Annotated in this window: 8 protein-coding genes; 2 read left to right on the top strand and 6 right to left on the bottom strand. The window is 71.4% G+C overall.

Annotated features, from left to right (window positions below):
* Positions 1-137 precede the first annotated feature (137 nt).
* Positions 138-818, bottom strand: coding sequence for a TetR/AcrR family transcriptional regulator (locus tag ACIGO8_RS29645; protein WP_399737044.1), 681 nt, complete (start codon positions 816-818; stop codon positions 138-140).
* Positions 815-1,804, bottom strand: a complete 990-nt coding sequence (locus ACIGO8_RS29640) for an acyl-CoA desaturase (protein ID WP_399737042.1) — start codon at positions 1,802-1,804, stop codon at positions 815-817. The genes ACIGO8_RS29645 and ACIGO8_RS29640 overlap by 4 nt, the downstream gene beginning before the upstream one ends.
* A 239-nt stretch (positions 1,805-2,043) precedes the next feature.
* On the opposite strand from ACIGO8_RS29640, the gene ppc reads away from it, so the two are divergent.
* On the top strand, positions 2,044-4,773 hold the full coding sequence (gene ppc / locus ACIGO8_RS29635) for a phosphoenolpyruvate carboxylase (RefSeq protein WP_399737040.1): 2,730 nt from the start codon (positions 2,044-2,046) through the stop codon (positions 4,771-4,773).
* A 64-nt stretch (positions 4,774-4,837) separates the two neighbouring features.
* Here ppc and ACIGO8_RS29630 read toward each other — a convergent pair whose 3' ends face one another.
* The 4 genes from ACIGO8_RS29630 to ACIGO8_RS29615 form a co-directional block, all read right to left on the bottom strand.
* Positions 4,838-5,581, bottom strand: a complete 744-nt coding sequence (locus tag ACIGO8_RS29630; protein WP_399737038.1) for an LPXTG cell wall anchor domain-containing protein — start codon at positions 5,579-5,581, stop codon at positions 4,838-4,840.
* 120 nt (positions 5,582-5,701) lie between these two features.
* A complete protein-coding gene (locus tag ACIGO8_RS29625) occupies positions 5,702-6,148 on the bottom strand; it encodes a hypothetical protein (protein ID WP_399737036.1) in 447 nt (148 codons plus the stop codon).
* A gap of 40 nt (positions 6,149-6,188) precedes the next feature.
* Positions 6,189-6,785 carry an aminoacyl-tRNA hydrolase gene (gene pth, locus ACIGO8_RS29620; protein WP_399737034.1) on the bottom strand — a complete coding sequence of 199 codons (597 nt, stop codon included), beginning with the start codon at positions 6,783-6,785 and terminating at the stop codon, positions 6,189-6,191.
* A gap of 118 nt (positions 6,786-6,903) precedes the next feature.
* On the bottom strand, positions 6,904-7,503 hold the full coding sequence (locus ACIGO8_RS29615) for a 50S ribosomal protein L25/general stress protein Ctc (RefSeq protein ID WP_399737032.1): 600 nt from the start codon (positions 7,501-7,503) through the stop codon (positions 6,904-6,906).
* Between the two features lie 422 nt (positions 7,504-7,925).
* Here ACIGO8_RS29615 and ACIGO8_RS29610 point away from each other — a divergent pair, with 422 nt between their 5' ends.
* On the top strand, positions 7,926-10,484 hold the full coding sequence (locus ACIGO8_RS29610; RefSeq protein ID WP_399737030.1) for a S8 family serine peptidase: 2,559 nt from the start codon (positions 7,926-7,928) through the stop codon (positions 10,482-10,484).
* Positions 10,485-10,537 lie beyond the last annotated feature (53 nt).

Raw genomic sequence — 10,537 nt, 5'->3', positions numbered from 1 at the left:
GAGCCCTTGCCGGTGCTCGGCTTCAAACCTCAGTTTCTTATGCAGCTGCTTGGGGGCCCCGGCCCCCCGCGGGGGGGGGGGGGGGGGGGCCCCCCCCGCCCCCCCCCCCCCCCCACCCCCGTACTTCCCCTCGCGGGTCAGCTCTTGCGGTGCCCTATCAGGCGCGGCTTCTGCTCCAGGCCGTCCAGACCGTGCCAGGCCAGATTCACCAGATGGGCCGCGACCTCCGCCTTCTTCGGCTTGCGGACGTCCAGCCACCACTGCCCGGTCAGCGCCACACTGCCCACGAGCGCCTGGGCGTACAGCGGGGCCAGCTTCGGGTCGAAACCGCGGGCCTTGAACTCCAGGCCCAGGATGTCCTCCACCTGCGTGGCGATGTCGCTGATCAGCGAGGCGAAGGTGCCGGTCGACTGGGCGACCGGCGAGTCGCGCACGAGGATGCGGAAACCGTCCGTGTAGCGCTCGATGTAGTCGAGCAGCGCGAACGCCGCCTGCTCCAGCAGCTCCCGCGGATGGCCGGCGGTCAGGGCGCCCGTCACCATGTCGAGCAGCTGCCGCATCTCCCGGTCCACCACGACCGCGTACAGGCCCTCCTTGCCGCCGAAGTGCTCGTACACCACCGGCTTGGACACCCCGGCCTTCGCCGCGATCTCCTCCACCGACGTGCCCTCGAAGCCCTTCTCCGCGAACAGCGTGCGACCGATGTCGAGGAGCTGCTCCCGGCGCTCGGCGCCGGTCATCCTCACCCGGCGGCCACGCCGCGGCTTCTGCTCGCTCGTGCTGCTGGAACTGCCGTCGATCGCCACATCCTCCATCATGCCGCGTCGGCGGGCACGCCCTGGCGGCGGGCGTCGATCCGCGACTTGGCAGGCCAGCGCACGTCGTAGGCCCAGCCCAGCCGCTCGAACCAGCGGATGATCCGCGCGCTGGAGTCGACCTGGCCGCGCAGCACGCCGTGCCGGGCCGAGGTCGGGTCCGCGTGGTGCAGGTTGTGCCACGACTCGCCGCACGACAGCACCGCCAGCCACCACACGTTGCCCGACCGGTCACGCGACTTGAACGGCCGCTTGCCGACCGCGTGACAGATCGAGTTGATCGACCAGGTGACGTGGTGCAGCAGCCCCACCCGGACCAGCGAGCCCCAGAAGAACGCGGTGAACGCGCCCCACCACGACATCGTCACCAGACCGCCCACCACCGGCGGGATCAGCAGCGACACGACCGTCCACAGCACGAACTGGCGCGAGATCCGGCGGATCGCCGTGTCCTTGATCAGATCGGGCGCGTACTTGTGCTGCGGCGTCTGCTCCTCGTCGAACATCCAGCCGATGTGCGCCCACCACAGGCCCTTCATCAGGGCCGGGACCGTCTCGCCGAACCGCCACGGCGAGTGCGGGTCGCCCTCCGCGTCCGAGAACTTGTGGTGCTTGCGGTGGTCCGCCACCCAGCGCACCAGCGGACCCTCCACCGCCAGCGAACCCATGATCGCGAGCGCGATCCGCAGCGGACGCCGCGCCTTGAACGAGCCGTGCGTGAAGTAGCGGTGGAAGCCGATCGTGATCCCGTGACAGCCGATGTAGTACATCGCCGTCATCAGGCCCAGATCGAGCCAGCTCACGCCCCAGCCCCAGGCCAGCGGCACCGCCGCGACCAGGGCCAGGAAGGGCACCGTGATGAACAGCAGCAGCGTGATCTGCTCGATCGAACGCTTGTTGTCCCCGCCCAGGGTGGCGGAGGGCAGGACGGCGGCCTGGTCGGTGCCGCGCACCTCGGACTCCGAGGTCACGTCGGGGCTTGTGGTCATGGCTGTCCCCTGGGGGGTGAGGGAGAGGGTACGAACGAGAAAAGAAGGTCGTGGCTACGCCTCCGTAACCTACGGCTACGTAAGTATGGCAGCGCGTCGCCCCGCGGCAAGAGCGCCACCGCCGGGGGCGTTGCCCACGCCGCGGAAATGGACACCTATCCTGGGTGCGTCGGACAGCGCGGTCCGCAAGCCTCCAGTACCCCTCCAGACGTGCTCAAACACTGCAAGGAGCCGCACCTGTGAGCAGTGCCGACCAGACCTCCACCGCCAGCGCCGAGCTGCGCTCCGACATCCGCCGACTGGGCGACCTGCTGGGCGAGACGCTCGTCCGCCAGGAAGGCCCCGAGCTCCTGGAGCTCGTCGAGAAGGTCCGCCGCCTCACCCGTGAGGACGGCGAGGCCGCCGCCGAGCTGCTGCGCGGAGTCGAACTCGAGACCGCGGGCCGGCTCGTGCGCGCCTTCTCCACGTACTTCCACCTCGCCAACGTCACCGAGCAGGTGCACCGCGGCCGCGAGCTGCGCGAGAAGCGCGCCGCCGAAGGCAGCCTGCTCGCCCGCACGGCCGACATGCTCAAGGACGGCGACCCCGCCCACGTCCGCGAGACGATCAAGAACCTGAACGTACGGCCCGTGTTCACGGCCCACCCGACCGAGGCCGCCCGGCGCTCCGTCCTCAACAAGCTGCGCCGCATCGCCGTCCTCCTGGAGACCCCGGTCATCGAGGCCGACCGGCGCCGCCACGACCTCCGGCTCGCCGAGAACATCGACCTCATCTGGCAGACCGACGAGCTGCGCGTCGTCCGGCCCGAGCCGGCCGACGAGGCCCGCAACGCCATCTACTACCTCGACGAGCTGCACGCGGGCGCCGTCGGCGACGTCCTGGAGGACCTCGCCGCCGAGCTGGAGCGCGTCGGCTTCGAGCTGCCCGCCGGCACCCGCCCGCTCACCTTCGGCACCTGGATCGGCGGCGACCGCGACGGCAACCCCAACGTCACCCCGCAGGTCACCCGCGACGTGCTGATCCTCCAGCACGAGCACGGCATCACCGACGCCCTCGAACTCATCGACTACCTGCGCGGACTGCTCTCCAACTCCATCCGCTACGCCGGCGCCACGCAGGAACTCCTCGACTCCCTCCAGGCCGACCTGGACCGGCTGCCCGAGATCAGCCCCCGCTACAAGCGCCTCAACGCCGAGGAGCCCTACCGGCTCAAGGTCACCTGCATCCGGCAGAAGCTCCTCAACACCCGCGAGCGCCTCGCCCAGGGCACCCCGCACCAGGAAGGCCGCGACTACCTCGGCACCGCCGAACTGCTGCGCGACCTCACCCTGGTCCAGACCTCGCTGCGCGAGCACCGCGGCGGCCTGTTCGCCGACGGCCGGATGGACCGCACCATCCGCACCCTCGCCGCCTTCGGCCTCCAGCTCGCCACCATGGACGTCCGCGAGCACGCCGACGCCCACCACCACGCCCTCGGCCAGCTCTTCGACCGGCTCGGCGAGGAGTCCTGGCGCTACGCCGACATGCCGCGCGACTACCGGCAGCGGCTGCTCGCCAAGGAGCTGCGCTCGCGCCGCCCGCTGGCCCCCACGCCCGCCCCGCTCGACGCGGCCGGCCAGAAGACCCTCGGCGTCTTCCACACCGTCAAGGAGGCCTTCGAGCGCTTCGGCCCCGAGGTCATCGAGTCCTACATCATCTCGATGTGCCAGGGCGCCGACGACGTCTTCGCCGCCACCGTCCTCGCCCGCGAGGCCGGCCTGATCGACCTGCACGCCGGCTGGGCCAAGATCGGCATCGTGCCGCTCCTGGAGACCACCGACGAGCTCAAGGCCGCCGACGTCATCCTCAACGACATGCTCGCCGACCCCTCCTACCGGCGCCTCGTCTCCCTGCGCGGCGACGTCCAGGAGGTCATGCTCGGCTACTCCGACTCCTCCAAGTTCGGCGGCATCACCACCTCCCAGTGGGAGATCCACCGCGCCCAGCGCCGGCTGCGCGACGTAGCCCACCGCTACGGCGTCCGGCTGCGCCTCTTCCACGGCCGCGGCGGCACCGTCGGCCGCGGCGGCGGCCCCTCGCACGACGCGATCCTCGCCCAGCCCTGGGGCACCCTCGAGGGCGAGATCAAGGTGACCGAGCAGGGCGAGGTCATCTCCGACAAGTACCTCATCCCGTCCCTCGCGCGGGAGAACCTCGAACTCACGGTGGCCGCCACCCTGCAGGCCTCCGCCCTGCACACCGCGCCCCGCCAGTCCGACGAGGCGCTGGCCCGCTGGGACGCGGCCATGGACACCGTCTCCGACGCCGCCCACTCGGCGTACCGGCGCCTGGTCGAGGACCCCGACCTGCCCGCGTACTTCTTCGCCTCCACGCCGGTCGACCAGCTCGCCGACCTCCACCTCGGCTCCCGCCCGTCCCGCCGGCCCGACTCCGGCGCCGGACTCGACGGACTGCGCGCCATCCCGTGGGTGTTCGGCTGGACCCAGTCCCGCCAGATCGTCCCCGGCTGGTACGGCGTCGGCTCGGGTCTCAAGGCGCTGCGCGAGGCCGGTCTCGACGCCGTCCTCGGCGAGATGTACGAGCGCTGGCACTTCTTCCGCAACTTCCTCTCCAACGTCGAGATGACGCTGGCCAAGACGGACCTGCGGATCGCCCGCCACTACGTCGACACCCTCGTCCCCGACGAGCTCAAGCACGTCTTCGCCACCATCGAGGCCGAGCACGCGCTCACCGTCGAGGAGGTCCTCAAGGTGACGGGCGGCGAGAAGCTGCTGGACTCCAACCCGGTCCTCCAGCAGACCTTCGCCATCCGCGACGCCTACCTGGACCCGATCTCCTACCTCCAGGTCGCCCTGCTCTCCCGCCAGCGCACCGCCGCCGAACGCGGCGAGGAGCCCGACCCGCTGCTCGCCCGCGCCCTGCTGCTCACGGTGAACGGCGTGGCCGCGGGCCTGCGCAACACCGGCTGACCGGCGCACACATGACGGTGCCCCCGCGGGAATCCCGCGGGGGCACCGTCATGACGGGGTGACGTCAGTGCTGCTGGGCCTTGCGGCGCCGGCTCACCAGGAACGCACCGGCGCCGGCGAGGGCGACGGCGACGGCGGCGAGGATGCCGACCGGGGCGCTGGAACCGGTCTGGGCGAGGTCACCCTCGGTGCCGCTGTTCGAACCGCCGTTGCCACCGGGAGCGGTGGTGGAGCCGGGCGTCGAGGCGGAGGCGGACGGCGACTCGGAGGAGCCGGGCGTCTCGGTGCCGGGCGTGCCCGACGGCGTACCGCTCGGGGTGCCGGACGGCGTGCCGGAGGGCGTACCGCTCGGGGTGCCGGACGGGGTGCCCGGGCCGCCGGGGTTCTCCTCGCCGGGCTTGCCGTCGCAGTCGACCCAGAAGACCTTGTGCTTGGCCTTGCCGTTCTCGCCGTCGAAGTTCCAGTACAGCTTGTAGTGGCCGTCCGGAAGCGACAGGTCGGCCGTGCGGCCGTGACCGGTGGCGTCGAGGGTGATGGTGCCCTCGGTGCCCTTGAGGTCGGCGGTCGGCGGGTGGCCGTCGATGTGCCACGTCACCTTCTGGGCGCCGTCGAACTTAAAGGCGTCGAGGTAGAACGAGCAGACGTGCGGCTCGTTCTTCTTCAGCTCTTCGCCGGTCTTGGCATCGTGGATCTTCACGGTGCCGTTGTCGCCCTTGGGGTTGCCGGTCGCCGAGGCCACCGGTGCCAGCACCAGGGAGCCCGCCATGGCCGCGACAAGCGCGCCGGCGGGAATGAGGGATCGTCGCATGTGCAGTCGTCCATCTGGGATGAGGGATGCCGTGGGGGATGGCGGGGGCAGCCTATCCGTAGCTTTAAGTCACCCTTAACCCAAGGGCGATAACGATCCGGCCCGCTGACGGCCGTTCGGTCAGATCGCGAAGAATGTCCCCACCAGTACCGCGGCTCCCACGCCCGCCACCGACCACGCCGTCCGCACCAGCCGCATCCCGCCGCCGATCAGCGGCGCCGCGAGCAGCAGCGCACCGCCCAGCGGCAGCCAGGCGTGCAGACCGCCGCCCCAGCCCGCCCGCACCGCCTCGTCCGTGCCCGGCTTGACCACCACCGGCAGCGTCTCGCCCTTCTCGGCCGCCACCGAATGCGCGATCCGCAGCGTGCGGTGCGCCGACGCCGCCGGATCGTCCGGCACGTAACGGCCGCTGCACGTCTCCTCGTTGCAGCCGGTCACCGTGAGCGTCCCGTGCTCCCGGCCCTTCGACAACAGCACGTGCTGGGCCGTGTCCCAGGACGACCAGGCGCCCGCGACGAGGAGAAGCAGGACGACGAGGGCCATGGCGGCGTTACGGGCATGCGTCATGACCCGCGATCGTACAGTCGTACGCCGGGTGGGCAGGGATCTAGGAGTTGTACGCCGACTGGGCGCGCTCCAGGCCTTCCGTCACCAGGCACTCCACCGCGTCCGCCGCCCGGTCGACGAAGTAGTCCAGCTCCTTGCGCTCGGTCGACGAGAAGTCCTTCAGGACGAAGTCCGCGACCTGCATCCGGCCCGGCGGCCGGCCGATGCCGAAGCGCAGCCGGTGATAGTCCGCGCCCATCGCCTTGGTCATCGACTTCAGACCGTTGTGGCCGTTGTCGCCGCCGCCGATCTTCAGCCGCAGCACGCCGTAGTCGATGTCCAGCTCGTCGTGGATCGCCACCACGTGCGCCGTCGGCACCTTGTAGAAGTCGCGCAGCGCCGTCACCGGGCCGCCCGACAGGTTCATGTACGACAGGGGCTTCGCGAGCACCACCCGGCGGCCTGCGGGCCCGGGCGGGCCCATGCGGCCCTCGACCACCTGCGCCTGCGCCTTCTGCGCCCGCTTGAACTTCCCGCCGATCCGCTCGGCCAGCAGGTCCGCCACCATGAAGCCCACGTTGTGCCGGTTGCCGGCGTAGTCCGGGCCCGGGTTGCCGAGGCCGACGATCAGCCAGGGGGCGTTCGCGTCGTCCGTCATCTGCGTCTCGTCTCCTCGTGTCCGTACAGCGTGTCCGTACCTGTCCGTGGACAGAAAGAAACGGGGTGGCGGGCCGTCTCCGGCCCGTCACCCCGTCACGTCAGGCAGAGCCTACGGCTCAGGCCTCGGCGCCCTCGGCGGCCTCGGTGGCCTCGCCCTCGGCGGCCGGCTCCTCGGCCTGCGCGGCCAGGACCTGCAGGACGACGGCGTCGGCCTCGGTCACCAGGGTGACGCCCTTCGGGAGGGTGATGTCCTGCGCCAGGACGGAGGCGCCGGCCTCCAGGCCCTCGACGGAGACCGTGACGGCCTCGGGCAGGTGGGTGGCCTCGGCCTCGACCGAAAGGGTGTTCAGGACGTGCTCCAGCAGGTTGCCGCCGGCGGCCAGCTCGCCCTCGGCGACGACCGGAACCTCGACGGTGACCTTCTCGCCACGCTTGACCAGGAGCAGGTCGACGTGCTCCAGGAAGCCCTTCAGCGGGTCGCGCTGGGCGGCCTTCGGGATGGCGAGCTCGGTGCCCTTGCCCTCGATGTCCAGCGACAGCAGGACGTTCGGGGTACGCAGCGCCATGAGCAGCTCGTGGCCCGGGAGGGTCAGGTGGATCGGGTCCGAGCCGTGGCCGTAGAGGACGCCGGGAACCTTGGCGTCACGGCGGATCTTGCGGGCGGCGCCCTTGCCGAACTCGGTGCGGATCGAAGCGGCGAGCTTGACCTCGGACATGTGCACTCCTCGTAGGTGGTGACGTATACGGCTGTCACCCGGCCACGACTGGCGATGGCCTGCTACGAAGAGCGCGTCGATAACGGACCGCCGGGCACCACGTGCGGCATACGCACGGAGCCGGCCTCCCTCGCCGAGCAACCACGACAGTCTAGCGGCCGCTCCCCGGCCGCCCAAATGGATCACCCGGGCCCGCACCGGGTCACGCAGGCGGCCGTCCCGGCAGGCCCAGCAGCAGGTCCGGCCGCTGGCCCCGGCCGCGGCCCGCTCCTCCGTACGAGGTCCTCCCACCGGCGTCATCCGCTGCGTCATCGGAGCGGCATGCCGCACCGCCACGCGTCGAAACCCGCCGCCCCAGGCACAAACCCCTTCGCAGACCACACCGGCGCCCGCACCCGGCGCCCCCTCGCCACGGAGAAGACATGCCCAGCAGAACCCGCCCCCTGGTCCGCGCCCTCGCGCTCCTGTCGGCGACCGCGGTCATACTCGCCGCACCCGCCGCCTCCGCGCACGAGGGCCGCGCCGTCCCCGGGACGGCGGCCGACAACCCCCGCCTCTGGTTCGTCGAACTCCAAAGCCCGCCCACCAGCGACGGCACCAGCCTGAGCACCACCCGCCGCGAGAAGACCGCCTTCCGCACCGAAGCCCGCCGACACGGACTGCGCTGGAGCGAACGTCGCTCCTTCGACACCCTCTGGAACGGCCTGTCCGTCGCCCTGCCCACCGCCCAGCTCGGCACCCTCACCCGGCTCGAGGGCGTCAAGGCCGTCTACCCGGTCGACACCATCACCCTCCCGCCCCGCCAGAACGTCGCCGACCTCCAGCTCGCCACCGCCACGGCCATGACCGGCGCCGACGTCGCGCAGAACGAACTCGGACTCACCGGCGCCGGCATCACCGTCGGAGTGATCGACACCGGCATCGACCACGACCACCCCGACCTCGGCGGCTGCTTCGGCCCCGGCTGCCGCGTCGCCGGCGGCTACGACTTCGTCGGCGACGCCTTCACCGGCGAAACCACACCACCCGTCCCCGACGCCGACCCCGACGACTGCGACGGCCACGGCACCCACGTCGCCGGCATCATCGGAGCGAACGGCCAGGTCAAAGGCGTCGCACCCGGCGTGACCCTCCGCGCCTACAAAGTCTTCGGATGCCAGGGCCAGGTCACCGTCGACATCGCCCTGCAAGCCATGGAACGCGCCTACGCCGACCGCGTCGACATCGTCAACATGTCCTTCGGCGCCCCCTTCGCCTGGCCGCAACACCCCTTCGCCCAAGGCGCCGACCGGCTCGTCCGCCGCGGCATCCCCGTCGTCGCCTCCGCCGGCAACGAAGGCGAGAACGGCCTCTACTCCAGCAGCGCACCCGGCGTCGGCGCCCAGACCATCGGCGTCGCCTCCTACGACAACACCCACATCAGCCTGCCCGTCCTCACCGTCACACCCGACGGCACCAAGATCGGCTACTCACCCGTCGAAGGCACACCCACGCCACCCACCAGCGGCAGCCTCCCCATGGCCCGCACCGGCACACCCGCCGTCACCGACGACGCCTGCACCGCCCTGCCCGCCGGCAGCCTCACCGGCAAGGCCGCCCTCGTCCGACGCGGCGGCTGCGCCTTCCACGACAAGATCAAGAACGCCCAGGACGCCGGAGCCGCCGCCGTCGTCCTCTACAACAACGCGCCCGGACGCTTCCTCGCCGACGCCACCGGCGAACCACCCCTCACCATCCCGGCCGTCAGCATCTCCGACACCGAAGGCGCCTTCATCGACAGCCGGCTCGCCGCCGGCCCCGTCACCCTGACCTGGACCCCGGACACCCAGCCCTTCCCCAACGCCACCGGCAACCAGATCTCACCCTTCAGCTCCTACGGCCCCGCCCCCGACCTCACCCTCAAACCCGACCTCGGCGCACCCGGCGGCTACATCCGCTCCACCTATCCGCTCGAACAAGGCGGATACACCACCCTCAGCGGCACCTCCATGTCCTCCCCGCACGTCGCCGGCGCCGTCGCGCTGCTCCTGCAGGCCAAACCCGACACGCCCGCCGCCGCCGTACGCACCATCCTCCAGAACACCGCCGACCCCAAACCGCCCGCCGACGACCCCGGCGCCCTCGACAACGTCCACCGCCAAGGCGCCGGCATGCTCGACATCCCCGCCGCCGTCCTCGCCAAGGCCAGGATCGAACCCGCCAAGCTCTCCCTCGGCGAAAGCCAGAACGGCCCGGCCACCCGAACCCTCACCATCCGGAACCAGAGCACCACCACCAGGACCTACCACCTGACCCACACCCCGGCACGCGCCACCGGACCGAACACCCACGACGTCACCCAGCACGACGCGCCCGCGACCGTCACCTTCACCACCGCCGGCAACCCGGTCACCCAGATCACCGTGCCCCGCGGCGGCAGCGCCACCGTCACCGCCACCATCACCGCGCCCACCACACTCGCCGACCGCGGCCTCTACGGCGGCTACCTCACCCTCACCGACACCCAGCAGCCCGCCGAGACCTACCGCGTCCCCTACACCGGCTTCAAGGGCGACTACCAGTCCATCCCCGTGCTCACCCCCACACCCAACGGATTCCCCTGGCTCGCCCGCTGGGACGGCACGGACTTCCGCAAGGTCCCGCCCGCCCCCGCCACCTTCACCCTGGCCGGCGACAACGACGTCCCCTACGTGCTCGCCCACCTCGACCACCACGTCCGCCGCCTGCGCGTCGACGTCTTCGACGCCGACACCGGCCGGCCCTGGCACACCGCGGTCGACCTGCAGTACCTCGCCCGCGACGCCACCCCCACCGCCTACTACTACTTCCCCTTCAACGGCGAGACCCGCCGCGGCAACCGGCCCCTCACCGTCCCCGACGGGCGCTACGTCCTCAGACTCACCGTCCTCAAGGCACTCGGCACCGAGCCCGCCGACACCGAGACCTGGACCTCACCGCCCTTCACCATCGACCGCCCCTGACCCCCTGAGACACGCAAAAGGGCCGCCTCCCCGAAGGGAAGCGGCCCATTCAC

It is taken from the genome of Streptomyces sp. NPDC053493 (genome assembly GCF_044544825.1).
GTDB lineage: Bacteria > Actinomycetota > Actinomycetes > Streptomycetales > Streptomycetaceae > Streptomyces.
The sequence above is the reverse complement of the archived record's forward strand: the minus strand, read 5'-3'. Positions and strand labels throughout refer to the sequence as shown.

Bases quoted from the DNA above. Each gene is read 5' to 3' on its own strand.
- ACIGO8_RS29645 (WP_399737044.1), bottom strand. From the start codon at position 818: ATGATGGAGGATGTGGCGATCGACGGCAGTTCCAGCAGCACGAGCGAG.
- ACIGO8_RS29630 (WP_399737038.1), bottom strand. From the start codon at position 5,581: ATGCGACGATCCCTCATTCCCGCCGGCGCGCTTGTCGCGGCCATGGCG.
- pth (WP_399737034.1), bottom strand. From the start codon at position 6,785: ATGACGGACGACGCGAACGCCCCCTGGCTGATCGTCGGCCTCGGCAAC.
- ACIGO8_RS29640 (WP_399737042.1), bottom strand. From the start codon at position 1,804: ATGACCACAAGCCCCGACGTGACCTCGGAGTCCGAGGTGCGCGGCACC.
- ACIGO8_RS29615 (WP_399737032.1), bottom strand. From the start codon at position 7,503: ATGTCCGAGGTCAAGCTCGCCGCTTCGATCCGCACCGAGTTCGGCAAG.
- ACIGO8_RS29625 (WP_399737036.1), bottom strand. From the start codon at position 6,148: ATGACGCATGCCCGTAACGCCGCCATGGCCCTCGTCGTCCTGCTTCTC.
- ACIGO8_RS29610 (WP_399737030.1), top strand. From the start codon at position 7,926: ATGCCCAGCAGAACCCGCCCCCTGGTCCGCGCCCTCGCGCTCCTGTCG.